At 40.1% G+C, this 17,657-nt stretch carries 12 protein-coding genes; 8 read left to right on the top strand and 4 right to left on the bottom strand.

What is annotated here, in order from left to right:
- Positions 1-15: 15 nt before the first annotated feature.
- Both HGR01_RS34365 and HGR01_RS34360 read right to left on the bottom strand, forming a co-directional pair.
- Entirely contained in the window at positions 16-3,462 is a 3,447-nt protein-coding gene (locus HGR01_RS34365; protein WP_235623114.1) for a filamentous hemagglutinin N-terminal domain-containing protein, read from the bottom strand.
- Between the two features lie 77 nt (positions 3,463-3,539).
- Positions 3,540-4,661 (bottom strand): RNA-guided endonuclease InsQ/TnpB family protein, encoded by a 1,122-nt coding sequence (locus HGR01_RS34360; RefSeq protein ID WP_045867859.1) that lies wholly within the window; start codon positions 4,659-4,661, stop codon positions 3,540-3,542.
- A gap of 38 nt (positions 4,662-4,699) precedes the next feature.
- Here HGR01_RS34360 and HGR01_RS34355 point away from each other — a divergent pair, with 38 nt between their 5' ends.
- The 6 genes from HGR01_RS34355 to HGR01_RS34330 all read left to right on the top strand — a co-directional run bounded on the left by HGR01_RS34355 (position 4,700) and on the right by HGR01_RS34330 (position 11,263).
- A complete protein-coding gene (locus tag HGR01_RS34355) occupies positions 4,700-4,846 on the top strand; it encodes a ribbon-helix-helix protein, CopG family (protein ID WP_045868487.1) in 147 nt (48 codons plus the stop codon).
- Entirely contained in the window at positions 4,824-4,961 is a 138-nt protein-coding gene (locus HGR01_RS34350) for a hypothetical protein (protein ID WP_168160913.1), read from the top strand. The genes HGR01_RS34355 and HGR01_RS34350 overlap by 23 nt, the downstream gene beginning before the upstream one ends.
- A gap of 293 nt (positions 4,962-5,254) precedes the next feature.
- Entirely contained in the window at positions 5,255-6,172 is a 918-nt protein-coding gene (locus HGR01_RS34345) for a DMT family transporter (protein ID WP_045867861.1), read from the top strand.
- A gap of 332 nt (positions 6,173-6,504) precedes the next feature.
- Positions 6,505-8,289, top strand: a complete 1,785-nt coding sequence (locus tag HGR01_RS34340; protein ID WP_045867862.1) for an alpha/beta hydrolase — start codon at positions 6,505-6,507, stop codon at positions 8,287-8,289.
- A gap of 159 nt (positions 8,290-8,448) precedes the next feature.
- A complete protein-coding gene (gene truB, locus HGR01_RS34335) occupies positions 8,449-9,321 on the top strand; it encodes a tRNA pseudouridine(55) synthase TruB (RefSeq protein ID WP_045867863.1) in 873 nt (290 codons plus the stop codon).
- A gap of 376 nt (positions 9,322-9,697) precedes the next feature.
- A complete protein-coding gene (locus HGR01_RS34330; RefSeq protein ID WP_309227764.1) occupies positions 9,698-11,263 on the top strand; it encodes a sensor histidine kinase in 1,566 nt (521 codons plus the stop codon).
- A gap of 98 nt (positions 11,264-11,361) precedes the next feature.
- On the opposite strand, the gene HGR01_RS34325 is transcribed toward HGR01_RS34330, so the two are convergent.
- Together HGR01_RS34325 and HGR01_RS34320 are read right to left on the bottom strand one after the other, a co-directional pair.
- On the bottom strand, positions 11,362-11,658 hold the full coding sequence (locus tag HGR01_RS34325; protein ID WP_045867864.1) for a hypothetical protein: 297 nt from the start codon (positions 11,656-11,658) through the stop codon (positions 11,362-11,364).
- Between the two features lie 567 nt (positions 11,659-12,225).
- Positions 12,226-14,343, bottom strand: a complete 2,118-nt coding sequence (locus HGR01_RS34320) for a TonB-dependent receptor plug domain-containing protein (protein WP_045867865.1) — start codon at positions 14,341-14,343, stop codon at positions 12,226-12,228.
- Positions 14,344-14,928: 585 nt separating this feature from the next.
- On the opposite strand from HGR01_RS34320, the gene HGR01_RS34315 reads away from it, so the two are divergent.
- Together HGR01_RS34315 and HGR01_RS34310 are read left to right on the top strand one after the other, a co-directional pair.
- Positions 14,929-17,196: an ATP-binding protein gene (locus HGR01_RS34315; protein WP_235623002.1), complete on the top strand. Its 2,268-nt coding sequence runs from the start codon at positions 14,929-14,931 to the stop codon at positions 17,194-17,196.
- Positions 17,197-17,200: 4 nt separating this feature from the next.
- Positions 17,201-17,650: a response regulator gene (locus tag HGR01_RS34310; protein ID WP_045867866.1), complete on the top strand. Its 450-nt coding sequence runs from the start codon at positions 17,201-17,203 to the stop codon at positions 17,648-17,650.
- Positions 17,651-17,657: the final 7 nt, after the last annotated feature.

The raw sequence follows: 17,657 nt of genomic DNA, 5'->3' as shown, positions 1-17,657 counted from the left end.
GCACCATCACTATCTCTAGCGATGCGGACAGACAGTCGCAGTCGGGCGCGATGATGGAGTAGCGTTTGGTGCATTGGCAATAAGAACAATTCCGTTAGCTGTTTGAATCCAGCCTTGCGCTTCGATAATTTCTGGACTGGGATTACTGACTGGAATTATTGCCCCATTTATTGGCGTAGCTGTTTGCTTGTCCAAAGTCGCTAGGGGAATGCTAATGCTTGTACCCGTCAAAAATTCTAGAGGGCTAGGTGGTAAACTACCACGTCCGGTAACCACAAATTTGGCTAACGGTTTTGGGTTGGGGTCTCTGGGACAGATTTGGGAAAATTTAGTACTAGCGTCAATGACTTCGGTGGGTAGTTCGATTAGCCCTTGCCCAGGTTGGACTTCTGGTTGTGTAATGGCAATTTGTCCTTGTACGCCTAATTCGGAACTTGCAGTAATATCGTTGGTTGCATCTGATGGTTTGGGACGGGCTTCGATACCAAAAATATTCTGAGTGAAGATGTTAATATTACCACCTGCGCCAGTGAAGGCGTTGGCTGTGATGTCTGTGTTTTCGTTGGGTGCAGCGACGATAAACGTTGATTTAATATTAATGTTACCTCCATCACCACCAGCTTGAGCATTCCCCGCAGTGGTGGAAATTTCAGCGCCGCGACGAAGTAAGAGTAAATCGCTGTTGAGGTTGATGTTACCACCATTACCTGATAAAGATTCAGCGTTAATGCTTCCACTGTTGTCGAGAGTGACTATATCAGCGGTGATGTCGATATCACCAGCAACACCTATTGCGGTTGCACTTATTTGACCATTATTTTTGATATTCAAATTACCTGTTTGAATTTTAATATCTCCTCCTCTACTGCTGAAACCATCAGTAGAAGGTGCACTTAGAGCTAAGATTCCGCTTTCTGGAAATACGAGGCTATCTGAATCCAAAACTTGACCGATGATTTCAACAGAGCCAGTAGCATTAATCTGTATACTACCAGCATCTACTTTTCCGAAAGTTAACGCCGCAATTTGTCCACCATCTTGAAGAAGTAAGCGTTTAGTGTTGATGCGAATATCTCCGGGGTTCCCTGTAGCATCGGGGCCAGCTACAGCATTAATTAACGTTAATGTATCTTTACCACCAATTACTTCAACAGATTCGCCAGCATTAATCGCAATTTGTCCTGGTTGTCCACTGCCAAAATTTTTTGCTGCTACTTCCGCTTCATCTTTAATAACTAAGCGTTGAGTATTAATTGTGAGGTTGCCGGCATTTCCTGTACCATCGCCGTCAACAGAAATAGCTGTGGGAATTTCACCATCTGCTGTTGTACCAATTACTTCTACAGAATCACTTGCATTAATTAATAATTGACCTCCATTGCCTTTGCTATTTTCTCTCGTGTCAGCAGCAATAAAAGCTCCATCTTTGACTACTAAACGCTTGGTATTAATTGTCAGATTTCCTGCATTTCCAGAGACATTTTCTTCAACTTGAACACTAATCCCACTTACAAATTGATTATTTGGTGCGCCACCGATGACTTCAACTAATTCGGATGCATCAATTGTTAAATTCCCAGCTTTACCACTACCATTTGTTTCACCTGAAATAGTTCCTCCATCTCGGACTGTTAAACGTTTTGTTGTAACTTGTATATCTCCTGCTCTTCCTGCACCTTGTGTTTGAGCAAATAAACCGCTAGCATCGTTATCTTCAGAAATTCCGGCTATTGCCACTGATTTTGTAGCATTAATAGTTATATTTCCTCCTGTAGCAGTGCTATTAGATAGTGCAGCTGTCGAAATAAATGAACCATCTTGTAAGCTTAATTGATTGGTGTTAACAATAACGTTACCGCCATTATTTTGACTATCAGTGCTTGCAAGTATTCCCGATGCTTTTAATAGTGCTATTTGTCCGGCTGTAACATCAATAATCCCTGCGTTCCCTTGTCCAAAGGTTGAGGTGGAAAGTTGAGCGCCATCTGTGAGTTTCAAGGAAGCAGTATTGATGTTGATATTACCTCCTTTACCCACACCTGCTGGTTGAACTATGCTGAAAATGCCACTGTTGGCAAGGAAAACACTGTTTTTTGCATGTACTGTGATGTTCCCCCCATTCCCCTGTGCAAAAGTTGAGGCTGAAAGTTGAGCACCATCTCGTAATAAGAAATCACCAGCATCTATGGTAATGTTACCTCCGTTACCCAATGTTCCTGTGTCCGCCTCACTGACAATCGCACTAAGAAATATGCCTTGCTTCCCAACAATATCAACAGTACCAGTAACTGTGATATTGACATTACCCGCATTTCCTTGTGCAGCTGGTTGGGTTTCTAAGGCTTGACGAATAAAGGTTTGCAGTTGAGCGCCGTCACTAATGAATAAATTAGCAGCGTTGATATTGACATTACCACCTTTACCCACGCTACCTGATTCTAAGTTACTAGCAATAATAGTGTTAGCGCCTGTAAGAGAAACAACATCTATAGCACGTACTGTTACATCTCCTGCGTCACCCTGTCCAAATGAGCTGGTCAACAGACCTGCACCATCTGTAAAGTATAAGGAACCAGTTGTAATATTTATATTGCCACTTTTTCCTGTAGCAAAGGGAGCCACGGCATTTTGAATTTGACTTGACTGCCCAACTTGAATTTTCTCTGCAGCATTGAGTGTAATATCTCCAGCCTGACTATCGACTGTACCTAAACCTATTCCAATACCAGCACTGAGTATACTTCCTTCCAAAACATCTAAATTATGTGAATTGATGGTAATACTACCCCCAACGCTGCCTTCTACACGTATGCTAGCTTCGTTCGTTAGCAAAACATCTGATAGCGCGGAATTTCCTGGAAAAACTAAACTCAAATTATTGCCATCTGAGAGTAGATTAACTGTCCCGGGAGCAGCTAATCCACCTAATTCAACTCTTCCACTGTAGGCTCTTAAAGCACCACCATTCATCAGAACATTACCGCCTACAAGTAGCAAACTTTTACCATCCGGAACTCTTAAACCAAAGGAATCTCCGCCTGATGGATTGCTTCCAGCAAATGCTTGCGATTGGTTAGTAATTGTGGAATTTTGATTAATCTGATTAAACAACAACGCCGAAGGATTCACTACCAACAATGGCGGTGCTTGGGGATTTGTGGCACTAAAAATACCCTGATTTTCAAACTGCACAGCATTCGCAGTTGTCCCCACAAACGAACCCCGGATATCTAAACTGGCATTATTTCCAAATACAATGCCATTAGGATTAATTAAAAATAAATTTGCAATTCCATTGACACCCAAAGTCCCCAAAATATTCGATGCATTTGCACCCGTCACCCGTGTCAAAATATTTTGTACCCCAGAGGGATTGCCAAAATACACGCGTTGCCCATCATTAATATTAAACTCAATAAAACTATGAAAAAGATTGTTGCCACGTTGAGCACCACCATTAATTAAGTCTGCGTTAGAACCATTAATTAGCGTGTTTGGTTTGACATACTCCCCAGCCTGAAGGCATGGGGATTCTAGCTTCAGACAGCGATTGCTGGCGTAGCCAGTCTGACATCACCTAAGCCAACAGTCGATGCCCCGACTGCACAAATATTGCGACTAGCGTTTTCGTCTCTTCCATTAACTGACTGACAGGAAGGACAACGCCACTCTCTAACTGACAAATCAAGACTTTCTAGAATATGTTTACAATTAGAGCATGTCTTGCTACTTGGATACCACTGGTCGATAAAGACAACCAGTTTATTCTTCTTCTTGGCAACCCATTCTAGGATTTGCAGAAACTCACCAAACGCTAAGTCTGATATTTGCCTGCCCCAAAGACGTTGCATTCCTTTGAGATTTAAAGTCTCAAAACAGAGAATATCGAACCTATCTGTTAGCTCATGAGCTAATTTCCAGAACCAATCACGCCGACGGTTGGAAATATCTTCATGCTTGCGTACTAAATTCTTTCTGGCTCGTTCTCTGTTAGATGAGCCTTTTAGCTTTTTGGAATGCCGCGAACTTGCTTTTTTAATGGCGCTTAGGGATTGCTTGAAAAATTGGGGCGATTCAATTTTAGTGCCGTCTGAGCAAGTGAGGAATGTCTTTAACCCAAAATCAAAGCCAGCGATTTTACCCGTCTTAACTTCAACTTCTGAGCTACCCTCATCAACAACCAAAACCATAAATAACTCACCTAACGGGGTGCGTTTAATAGTTAGGGTTTTGACTGTTCCCTCAATTTCTCTGGACTTCCAAAACTGGTAAACTCGACTACCAATTTTTACCCTATTTCCACCCAAAAACTTATAACCTGCCTGCTTAAGGGTGAACGATTTGTATTTCTTGACCTTCTTAAATCCTGGTGGTCTTACTCCTTTGTTATTGTGTTTGAAAAACAATTGGTAAGCTTTCTCAATGCGTTGACAAATATCTTGTGCTGCTTGAGAACCTACTGATTGCCAAAAAGAATTACGCTTTCTTAATTTGGCGATATGAGCCTGAAGTTTTGCACAGTTTAAATGCTTGCCAAACATCCGGTAATACCTTTTATGTAGAGCAATGCAATGGTTATAAATCACTCCAGCAGCGTTGATTGTGCGCTTGAGGTGTCTATTCCTTTTGTGTTCGTACAATTTAAACTTCAGTGTTTTCATGCTAGTATTATACCATAAAACGACGGCAATATGACGGCATGAAGAAATTAACAGTTCGATGCTCTAATGAAGAGTATGAAACGCTTTTGAAATACTGCGAAGAAACAGATCGCACTCAAAATGACGTACTTAGAGAGATGATCCGGAAGTTGAAGAAAAGCCGTGCTAGAAGCACGGGGCTTTAGACCCAATTTTTTGGTAATGGTAGAAGCTTCGGCACCAAGGGTATTATCAGGAGTAATTTGTGCCTTGGCTGGTGTGCTGGCAAATATCAAGAGTGTAGGTATGAAAAATTTGTGAAATAAACTCTGTATCTTAGGCATCACGATTACCTGAACAGATGGTAGATACGCCATCGCTGAATTACATATATCACTATTTCTCGCATGGCTGAACTTATGCAACAAATCACAAAAAATAGTGAATAAGGGTCATTAGGGGGAGTTGTGTGAAATATTCTGTTGAAAATCACATAGCAATAAATTTGCGATCGCCTTTTTAGTGCAACTGCTGCAATCAAATCTATTTTTGTCAGAAATGCTTAAACACTAGCGGCTAGATAAAATCTATAATTTTATCTTTGACCTTTAACTATGCATCAAAGTTCTGGTCGCTGGCGTTTCGGGCTGGCTTTATCGCTACTAACGGTGATATTGTGGGGTGTTCTACCTATTGCCCTGATGGTGACTCTTAAAGCGCTTGATGTCTATACAGTGATATGGTTTAGGTTTTCGGTAGCCTTTGGTGTGTTAGCTGTATATTTAGGGGTACAAGGTAAATTACCGACATTCGCACAATTGCGTTCTGCTTCTTGGAAGTTATTAGCGATCGCAACTATTTTTTTGGCGCTGAATTACTTTTTATTTTTGCAGGGTTTGTCACTAACTTCACCTGCAACTGCAGAAGTCATTATTCAGTTGTCTGTGGTTTTCTTAGGTTTGGGAGGGTTAATTGTTTTTCGAGAACGTTATCAACTACATCAATGGATGGGAGTATGTGTACTAACTCTCGGTTATATTTTATTTTTTCACGAACAGTTGACTAATTTAATTACAGCCCAGCATAATTATCTTTTTGGCAGTAGCTTAATTGTTTTAGGCGCAGCAGCATGGGCTATTTATGCTTTAGCACAAAAACAATTATTACAATCTTGGTCTTCTGCACAAATTATGCTTGTTGTTTACGGTGGATGCGCCATATTATTTGCTCCCTTAGCCACAAGTCAAACAATTTTTACACTTAGTAATTTCTATTTGGGTACATTGGTTTTTTGTGCATTAAATACAGTAATTGCCTATGGTGCTTTTGCTGAATCATTGGCACATTGGGAAGCCTCACGAGTAAGTGCAGTATTAGCTTTGGCTCCTGTAGTAACTTTAGTTGCAGTTGGGATTGTATCAGTAATTGCACCTTCATTACTTCTCCCAGAAAAATTTACATTTTTAGGTCTGATGGGAGCTGCTTTAGTTGTTACTGGCGCTGTGGCAATTGCCATAGTAAAAACTGAATAAATCGTAGAATTTTCAGAGTTTTTACTGTCTCTTAATTGTAGTAAATTAATCATCAATGGAAAGCTACATTAGAAATACTGAGGCAGGGTATTTTTTTCTTTGTTATGATTTCACAGTAAGCATCAACCAGTTGAGTAACTCTCTTGCCAAGTAGATATTTGTAGTATCAGGATGGCTTTGTTACATTTAATTTTTGGCATTGTAACAACGAGATAAATACTCAAAAATCTGCGAATTAATGAGGCGATTAATATTAAATAACCTTACCAGGGTGTCCGAATAACTACCAGAGCCAACGCCTCGTGACACCACATCACCGAAACAGTTGAGCGATGATTAGTTTGTATGGTAAGTGGGCCAGCAGCCTGAGAAGAATTTCAATAGTGCTGGTTCTTTCAGTGTTGCTGCCAACATTTGGAATGAGTAATTCCGTGTTAGCAGCAGAACAAGTTTATGGTTCTTATTCAGCTTTCAGACTTTCTATACCGATAACTTCTTTAGAAACTTATGCCCAAACTGGTGTAATTGATAACAAGCTGAATGTTTACCAACAGTACCTACCACCACAAAAACTCCAAGACTTACGGAGAATTTTACTTACTCCTGTAAAAGTAAGTCCGGTAGTGGTTGCACAATTTCTCTACACACCACAAGGGGAATTTATTCTCCGACGGTTAGCAGAAGCAATTAAAACCACATCTCCACAAACACAACCGGAATATCAAACTTTACGTGCGGCGTTTATTTCTGCGGCTGCGGAACCGGGAGGGCTAACATTATTAAATCTGTTACGCAAGTATCCCAACAGCAGCATTAATATAGATTTAGCGCATAGTATGGGGATAGCTGGGGAACTAGAACAGCTGATTAATGAAACTAGCCTAGCGATCGCAGAAGTTAACCGTAAGTCCAATATAGAAGCTACTAACCAAGAACCAATAAATTTCTCGCAATTGCCAGATTTACGACAATTAGGAAAATTTACAGCGCAAAAATACGCACTAGAATTTTTCGACTTGTCACGACGTAGGCAATTGTTAACGGATGTTTATATACCTAATGTCCAAACTCCAGCGCCAGTAATTGTGATTTCTCACGGTTTGGGTACAGATAGCAGCAATTTCCGTTATTTAGCTACTCATTTAGCTTCCTATGGATTTGCCGTCGTTGTGCCTAATCATAGCGATGCTGAACAATTGCGATCGCCAATTAATAACAAGACTATTGAAGTTACACAAGCAGATGAATTTACCAATCGACCTTTAGATGTGAAATATATCCTGAATCAACTGGAAGCAGCGAACCAGTCTGATTCTCGGTTTAGAGGTAAGTTAAATCTGCAACAAGTAGGAGTGTTTGGACAATCTTTAGGCGGCTACACAGCCTTAGCTTTAGCGGGCGCTAAGATTAACTTTGAGCAACTGCAACGAGATTGTCAGCCAAAGTTACTCGAAGATACTTGGAATATGTCTTTACTTCTCCAATGTCGCGCCTTAGCGTTAAAAAATCGGCAGTCTGGTGAAGAAATCAACTTGCGGGATAAGAGAGTTAAAGCTGCGATCGCAGTTAACCCCATTACTAGCTCTATTTTTGGCAAAGCTGGCTTGAGCCAAGTTAAAATTCCTGTGATGCTGGTTGGTAGTAGTGATGATACGGTTGCACCAGCTTTATTTGAGCAAATTGTCCCCTTCTCCTGGTTTGCGAATTCCCAAAAGTATTTAGTGATGCTAATCGGTGCAAGTCACTTTTCGACCATTGGTAATGGTAATAGCGATCGCGAGGCTGTAGGGTCGCTGGCTCAAGTTATTGGCGATAATCCAGATCAAGCACATCGTTACATGAATGCTTTGAGTTTACCCTTCTTCCAAACTTACGTTGCGGAAACCTCAACATACTTCGCCTACCTGAACGCCGCCTACGCCAAAGCTATTTCTAGTCAGCCTTTAAGTGTGAGTTTTGTGCAGTCTCTACAACCCACAGAACTAGCACAAATTATTGACACCCAAGGTAAAGCCGCTAAAAGATTGAGCAAAAAGTCGCCTAACTCCATCGTGAGTTTTGGATTTTGGATGTTGGATGTGGGTATGGCGCTGCTACATGTGATTATGTTTCTGTGAGTTGGGGATTGGGGGTTGGGGATTGGGGACTGGGGACTGGGAAAATTCTTGTGGGTGAATTAGGTGGAGTTTCATACAAAAATTATGTTGAGTGCGATCGCTCGTGTCTCTACATAATTTTTGTGGGAGAATATCATCTTCGGTTTCTAAAATTAAACTGTGCAAGGTTTTCTTAACTTAAACAAACCATTTGACTGGACTTCTCATGATTGTGTGGCGCGGGTGCGGAAACTCCTGCGCCTCAAACGTGTGGGACATGCGGGAACTTTAGATCCCGCAGCTACGGGGGTTTTACCCATTGCTTTTGGTAGAGCGACGAGATTATTACAATATTTGCCAGGTAATAAAGCTTACAATGCCACTATTAGGTTTGGTGTGCAGACAACAACCGATGATTTACAAGGGGAAGTCATTACTTCTGCGCCTTGTCCTCAGTTGAGTTTAACTGAGGTAGAAACAGCCTTACCGCAATTTTTAGGAAAAATTGAGCAGATTCCGCCTAGTTATAGCGCCATTCAAGTAGATGGACAGCGTTTATATGATTTAGCAAGGCGGGGGGAAAAGGTGGAAGTTCCTGTACGCACAGTAGAAGTCTTGCAGATGGAGATTTTAGCTTGGCGAGAAGGAGATTTTCCGGAATTAGATATTGCGATCGCTTGTGGATCTGGGACATATATTAGAGCGATCGCGCGGGATTTAGGTGCAGTTTTACAAACTGGCGGAACCCTAGCCGCTTTGACGCGTACTGCAAGTAGTGGGTTTGATTTAGCAGAAAGTTTAACTTTGAGTGATTTAGAAACTCAACTGCAAGCCGGGACATTTCAGCCAATTCCCCTTGATGCACCTTTGCAGCATTTACCTGCAGTGGTTTTACCAGCAACATCTGCTCAAAAATGGTGTCAAGGACAGCGAATTTCCGTAACTACAGATATATCTGGAAATGTGCGAGTTTACGAAGAACCAACTCGTTTTTTAGGGATTGGACAAGTTAATGATGAAGTATTGATCCCAACAACAGTTGTGGAGATTTAAAAATTAATTTATCGCTAGATAAGCATAAAATCCCAAATTACCGTATTTTCAACCTTTAGGTTACTGGCATTTTTTGACTAACCTGGAATTAAGGCAAAGCTAAAATAAATCTAATTTACACGGAAAAATTTACTCCTCAATTTATTGTGGGGTTATTTACCTATAACATGACTTTTCTGATGTTCAGATTAGTGTTATCAGAAATTCTATATGATGATGTAATTTAAATTTAGAGTAGCTGATATATTTTTGCAGATTAATGCATGAATTTTACGCAAAAATGAAGAGGAAATATAAATTTTCTGCAAGTACAATTAAACTTTACTGGAAGTATTTAGCGCATAAACTTGCGCTTCGTCCATCGCAAGTTATTAGTGTGACAGTAGTTTTAACTTTATTTTTATTTATTCCCCAAACTTGGGTTGCTTGGCAAGCTTATCAAAACTTCAATAGCATTATTAAAAATGAATTACGATTGCAAAAATTAAGCGATACAATTACCCACCTAGATGAAGTCTTAACTATGTCAGCACGGATGAATGCTGCTACAGGTAATTCTATGTGGGAGCAGCGTTATCGTTCATTTGAGCCTAAATTAGATGCAGCTATTAAGGAATCAATTAAACTTGCACCCCAAGCTTATACAGGAGAAGATGCGAAAAAAACAGATATTGCTAATCAGCGTTTAGTGGAGATGGAATATAAATCATTTGAGTTATTAAACAACTCTCATAAAGTCGCAGCGCAAGCACTTTTATCTAGCAAAGAATATGAATTAGAGAAACAAAAATATGCAGATGGTGTTGCTAGCAGAAACCATTCTATTTCAATTCAGCTTGACAATAAAATAGCTGATTATCGCCAAAATCTATTTTGGGCAACATTCGCCTCGGTTTTTAGTTTAGCAATGCTGATTCCAGGATGGCTATTTGTATTGAGTCTCCTCAGAGAATACTTAAAAATTAAGCAAATTACTCAAGTTGCTATAGAACAAGCTAATCAAGAGTTGGAAATTAGAGTAGAACAACGGACAGAGGAATTAACAGATAAAAATATTCAACTCCAACAAACTCTGCAAGAACTGCAACAAACCCAAATGCAACTGATTCAAACTGAAAAAATGTCTTCTTTGGGTCAAATGTTAGCCGGGATTGCTCATGAAATTAAGAATCCTGTTAATTTTGTATCTGGTAATATTATTTATGCTCAAGAATATCTCTATAATTTACTAAAACTAGTCCAGCTATATCAAGACAACTATCCCAATCCTCCCCAAGCAATCCAAACAGAAATAAAAGCAATAGATTTGGATTTTTTGGTTAAAGATTTTACTAAACTCCTCGAATCTATGAAAGTTGGAACAAAGAGAATTGAGGAAATAATCTATTCACTGCGTAACTTTTCCCGTACAGATGAGACAGCAGTCCAGCAAGTAGATATCCATGAAGGTATTGATAGTACATTAATGATTTTAAGCCACCGTTTAAAATCTCACGATGTCCAACCAGAAATTTTTATAGTCAAAGAGTATGGCATACTACCAGCAATTGAATGTTATCCAAGTCAACTTAATCAAGTATTTATGAATATCCTTGCCAATGCGATTGATGCTTTAGAAGAGCAAAATAACAAGCGCACATCGGCAGAAATTCAAGCTAACCCTAATTATATTAATATCTCTACTCAAGCATTAAACCCAAATAAAATATTAATACGCATCAAAGATAATGGTGCAGGTATACCAGAGAATATTATTTCACGACTCTTTGACCCATTTTTTACTACCAAAACTGTTGGTCATGGTACAGGAATAGGACTATCTATTAGTCATCAAATCATTGTAGAAAAGCATGGTGGTAAGCTATATTGTCAATCAAAAGTAGGAGAGGGTACAGAATTTATGATTGAGTTGAAAACCAGTCTCTCACGAAATTTAAAATAACCAATAAGCTTAATTATGGCTGTGGTGCGTTGCGCTACGCGACAACACACCCTACAATTTTGAAATCCAAAATCCAAAATCCAAAATCTAAAATTGTTTCACTCCCAAGTTGAAACATCGCGTAGTAAATCAGGAATTTGCTCTTGCGATTGGGGAAACTCTAGCAAGGTTTCTCGATAACCTAAATATCCAGATTCAGCAAAAGATAATAGCATTCTGGTGAGTGCTATCCACACTTCCGGCTCATATTCCCAATCACGATAACGCCCAGATTTACCAGCAATTGAACGTAGTGCCCAGAAATAAGAATTTCTCACCACAGAACCGCCTTTTTTAAATTCTGGTAAGTCCTCGCGGTTGATAATTAGCACCTGGTTCTCAATTCTGGCTCTCATGGATATTAGGGAATATCAAAAAATAAATGCTCCCATATATTGTAGTGGCGCGACAAGGCTAAAATGTGGCAATATAATTTTCTTGTGGGGTGGACATCTTGTCCGCCCAGGACGGGCAAGATGCCCATCCCACAAGAGTTTGAATAATGCACTATTTTAGTCTAGACACGCCAGTAGGATGCGTTAACGCAGTGTAACGCATCGTATTTAATGTTGGGCAATTATTAAAAAAAGATATTCGCTCAACGCATCATATTTGATGATATTGGCGGTGCGTTAGGAGTTAGCCTAACACATCCTACTGGACTGACACGCCTAAAATGAGGCATTAGGTTTGATTAAATTAACCGCAGATAAACGCCGATAAACGCCGATGAATTTTTGCTATTGCATTAAATTAGCTGTGTCAGTCCACTACAATTTTAGGCGTTGCTGATTGATGGGATGATTTTTGTCTCACGCATTCGACGAAGTCGTTCTCGCAGAGTAGGCGCAAAAGCGCAAAGAATCGACCTTCAGTTTTGTCTAGAAGCCTGAATTCATCCCGCAAATATGCAACGCCCAATTTTACAATTCTGAAGATAAACCTAGGCGGAAAGTAAAGCCAGGACTATAGATACGATTCACTCGTTCGTATTGTTCACCTAATAGGTTTTCTAGGTAAACTATTAAGCCTAAACTTCTCGTTAAAGGAATGCGTCCACTCAAATCTAAGTTGAGGAAAGAGGGAGCAAAATCTGTAGGTCTGTCGCCAGTTCTATTAAAAAGAGAGCGACGCGCGCCACTGTTGTAGGTAACATACAAATTAGCTTGCCAACCTGAATTTTGATAACCTATACCTGTTTGCAGTACAGAATAGGGAATTAAACCTAACTGTAAACCTCTTTCATCTCCGGTTTTAATTTGAGCATCTGTATAGGTATAGTTGACAAAAGTTGACCAACCACGGGCAAATTTTAATTGCAAAGCCGCCTCTAAACCATTGGTATCGACTAAGCCAATGTTTTGCCATTTTCCAGCTATCACTCCTAGGCGGTTGTCTAAACTACTGCCAAAGTAGGTAAATTGTCCAGTCAAATTTTCCGAAAAGTTGATATCAACTCCCGCAGTCCAAGAAGAACCTGTTTCTGGTTTTAAATCAGGGTTAGGTTCCCAACCATGAACTGTATCGTAAACATATAGCTGATCTAAACCAGGGTTACGCTGTCCTCCTGTCCAGCTACCGCGTACAGCGATGCTAGGTGCAACAGCGTAACGCAACCCAACGCTAGGATTTAAATAATCCCCAAACTGGCTATCAAAGTTTTGTCTTAGCCCTAAATCTATCAGGAAATTATCGCTGATATTAAATGTATTGACTGCAAATAAGGCTGTGGTAAATACACTCCTATCTTCAGTTTCATTCGTCCCAATTCTATTAGGACTACTACTTAACACATCACCTGTTAAGTCAGTATTTTTTAAATCTAAACCCCAACGCAATTGATTATTCGGGGTCATTCTCCATTGATGATCCAGTCTCGCTGTAAATTGTTGTGTGTCTAAAACACCTGTACGATAAAATTCTCTGCCTTGAAAAACTGTAGGGCCGTAGGTACTAAAATAATCTTGGTTATAACCAAATGTGGTAGTTAAAATCGAATTTTCACCATTTCCTAGACGAGTTTTCCAAGATAAGCCAGCATTAAATCCATCATGGTCTAGGCGGTCTCTTTGGAGAGGGAAACCAAAATAAGTTAAGCCGCGACGACTGCTTAATCTACTAATATCGAGATTCAAAGAATTTCTTTGATTCAAATCTACACCAATACTGCCAAAGTAAGTACTTGTAGCTGTATCTGCATTGAAGAAAAATCCTTGTGAATCGCGATTGGCTGCGCCCACAGGAACGCGGTAACGGTTATCTGTAAAGTATCGCTCAAAGCTAAAGTTATATTTTACAGCACCAGTAGAACCTGCATAGGTAAATTGTTGATTATTTTGGCTTAAAGAGCCAAATTCTACACTACTGGTCAACTTGGGTTGACTATAACCTTCTTTGGTGATGATATTAACTACTCCACCAAAGGCTGATGAACCATATAAAGCCGATGCAGCACCACTGTAGAGTTCTACTCGCTCAATCGCCTCTACAGGAATACTATTTAAATCAGTACCACCATGATATGTATTGATATTGGTGTTAATTGCTCTGCCGTTAATCAAAAATACAGATTGATTAATAGAAGCGCCACGGTAATATGTACCTGTGTGAATATCTGCACCATGACCAGCGTCATTGATAGCAAATCCTGGCATTCTTTTTAAAACATCAGCCAGGCTATTAGCACCTTGCTTTTTAATTTCTGCTTGCTCAATTACATAAGTTGGAGTTGATTGAGGTAGAGTATCTTCTGCTCCAATTACTTCTATGTTGATATCTGCTTCATCGTTAGAATTGGTGTTTGTTGTGGGATTATCTGCTGGTTGAGGTTCTGAATTTTCTGCGCCGGTTGCTGGTGCTTGCGTTAATAATTCAGCATTTGTAGAGGGTAACTCAATTTCACTAATATCGATAATTTGGGTAATTACTGCAGGCAATTTCTCAGCATTTTCCTGCTTGATTTCAGCCTCAGATGCAAAGCCAGCAGCATCTAACAGTACAGTTTGCACAATAACTGGCAGCAACAAAAGACATTTATTCACGTTATTCTCTCACACCCGTAAAAATACTCACTAAATATATTTTTTGGGTGATAGCAAAGAAATGTCAAAAGACAAGCTGTCATAGTTAGTTATTCAAGTAATTACAGCAGATGCGATGTTTATGAGGTACAGCAACTAATTGAAAAAAGTAATGAGTAATAAGTAGTGAGTAATAAGTAAATTTCCTACTCATTACTCATGATGTATCTCACTTATTTCAAAAGTGCTATATCAATATTTATATAGGACTTATATTTAATTTTGAAAAATATCGAAGATAAGCTTTGATACGGATGCGTTACGCTATCGCTAACGCATCCTACGTGAAATTCAAAAATCAAATATGAGTTCTATGTAAAAACTTTTATGTTCTATTTATTTGAGATATTGAGAATTTAATATTTTGGTTTTATGCTCCAATATTTTCAGACAAAATGTTATTTTAATGAGAGAAAGGTACTATATTTTATGTCTTTTTTGACTTATTAATTTAATTTATATCTGAAGGTAGATGTTGAAGAGAAAATAAAATTTTTAAAAATATTAAGGTTTTAATTGTTGCAGTTAATTTATAACAATTTTATTGTGAGCTTAAGTCCTGAAAATTCTCCAGAAAATGCTGCGATCGCACCTTTTGAGGTGGACTTGACGAATTGCGATCGCGAACCAATTCACATCCCTGGCTCAATTCAGCCGCATGGGATGCTATTGGCGTTGACGGAACCGGAACTCACTATTGTGCAGGTGAGCCGAAATACCGATGAAATATTAGGTGTTGCTGCGACTGAGTTCATCAATCAACCCCTCAGCCGCTTGCTAGATGCACAGCAAATAGATTTTTTCCGCAATTGTTTAGCTCAAGAAGATTTAACACTCGTTAACCCCATCGAACTGACAATTGCTGTGGGGGAAAATGCGCGGGCTTTTGATGGGATTATTCATCGCTCAGATCGTCTGCTGATACTGGAATTAGAACCTGTACTACATCAAAAGAACTATACATTCTTCAATTTTTACCATTTAGTGAAAGCCGCATTATCTAAAGTTCAAAATGCCAGTACTTTAGATGAATTATGCCAGATCATCGTCAAACACGTGCGCCAAATGAACGGTTTTGATCGCGTCATGATCTACCGCTTTGATGAAAATTGGCATGGTACAGTCATTGCCGAGGACAAATCAGCACATCTTAGCCCTTACCTGAGTTTGCGCTATCCGGCTTCCGACATTCCCAAACAAGCAAGACAACTCTACAGAGACAACTGGTTACGGCTAATTCCGGATGTGGACTATCAACCAGTAGCTTTGCTCCCCCACCACAACCCCGTAACTAACCAACCCACAGATTTAAGTCACTCGGTACTCCGCAGCGTTTCGCCGTTACACATTGAATATTTGCACAATATGGGAGTGAAAGCATCAATGTCAATTTCACTCCTCAAAAATCAAAAACTCTGGGGATTGATTGCTTGTCACCACGAATCGCCCAAGTATGTACCCTATGAAATCCGTAGCGCTTGCGAATTTCTGGGGCAAATGACTTCTCTAGAACTAGCCGCAAAAGAAGACAGCGAGAACACTGAATATAAGATGCAGTTAAAAGCTGTACAGTCCAAGCTAGTGGAATACATGGCGGCGGCGAACAATTTTGTTGACGGGTTGATCGGCCAAGAACCCAATTTACTAGATTTAGTAAATGCTACAGGCGCGGCTGTTTGTATTAACGGCGAGTACCAAACCTTGGGGAGAACGCCACAGCATCGAGAAATTGAGCAATTAATTAACTGGCTGAGTCAGCATACCCAAGAAGAGGTTTTTCATACAAATTGCCTGTCTGAGTTGCTGCCAGAGGCTAGCGAGTGGAAAGATGTTGCTAGTGGGTTAATGGCGCTGTCAATTTCTAAAAGCCAAAAAAGTTATTTACTTTGGTTCCGCCCAGAGGCATTGCAAACTGTAGATTGGGCAGGAAATCCTCATAAGCCTGTAGAACTAGCAGATGATGGCAGTTTACGGCTGTCACCCCGCAAATCCTTTGATTTGTGGAAAGAAATAGTGCAGCGACAATCTCTACCCTGGGAAAGCTATGAAATAGAAGCTGTATGGAATTTTCGGAGTGCGATTGTGGGTGTGGTGTTGCGGAAAGCCGATGAACTGGCAAAGATGAATGTAGAACTGCAGCGCAGCAACGATGAATTAGATGCCTTTGCTTATATTGCCTCCCATGATTTGAAGGAACCACTGCGTGGTATTCATCATTACTCCAGTTTTCTGATCGAAGACTACGGCAATAGATTAGATGACGAAGGCATAGGAAGGCTGAGGACGCTGATTAGACTCACACAGCGCATGGAAAATTTAATCGATTCGCTGTTGCACTTCTCTCGCTTAGGGCGAGTAGAACTAGGTATTCAGCCTACAGACTTAAACGATTTAGTGCAGCGAGTTATAGATGTGCTGAGTGCCAGAATTCAAGAAACAGGGGCAACAATTCGGATTCCGCGTCCTTTGCCAACAATTATGTGCGATCGCGTCCAGGTTAGCGCTATCTTTACCAATCTCATTGCTAACGGTATTAAATATAACGACAAGCCAGAAATTTGGGTAGAAATCGGCTATCTAGAGCCAATTACCCTCTACGTGCGCGACAACGGCATTGGCATTCGCGATCGCCACTTTGAATCAATTTTCCGCATCTTTAAACGGCTACATGGCCCTACGCAATATGGCGGTGGTACGGGTGCAGGGCTAACCATCGCGAAAAAAGTTGTCGAAAGGCATGGTGGTAAGATTTGGGTTGAATCCACTTATGGGGAAGGAAGTACGTTCTATTTCACATTGCAGGAGGTCAAATAAGCAAATGGTAGGAAACGCTACTCAACCGTTGCTAGTAGTTGAAGACAGCGATGAAGACTTTAGCACTTTTCAGCGATTGTTGCAGCGAGAAGGTGTAGTCAATCCCATATATCGCTGTATCACGGGCGATCAAGCCTTAGATTTTCTCTATCAAACCGGATCTTATTGCAACCCGGATATCGCCCCTCGCCCTGCAGTGATTTTGCTGGATTTGAATTTACCAGGAACTGATGGGCGGGAAGTCTTGCAAGAAATTAAACAGGATGAAGTGTTAAAGAAAATTCCTGTTGTCATAATGACAACCTCTTCTAATCCTAAAGATATAGAAATTTGTTACTCTTACTCTATTAGTAGTTATATTGTTAAGCCCCTAGAGATAGATCGTCTCACCGAGACGGTTCAGACATTCATCAAATATTGGTTGGATATTGTTGTACTTCCTGAGATGGGTTAAGTAAGGC

Origin of the sequence: Tolypothrix sp. PCC 7712 (assembly GCF_025860405.1) — a bacterium.
GTDB lineage: Bacteria > Cyanobacteriota > Cyanobacteriia > Cyanobacteriales > Nostocaceae > Aulosira > Aulosira diplosiphon.
Note: the sequence above shows the minus strand (reverse complement) of the source record. Positions and strands in the feature narration are given on the sequence as shown.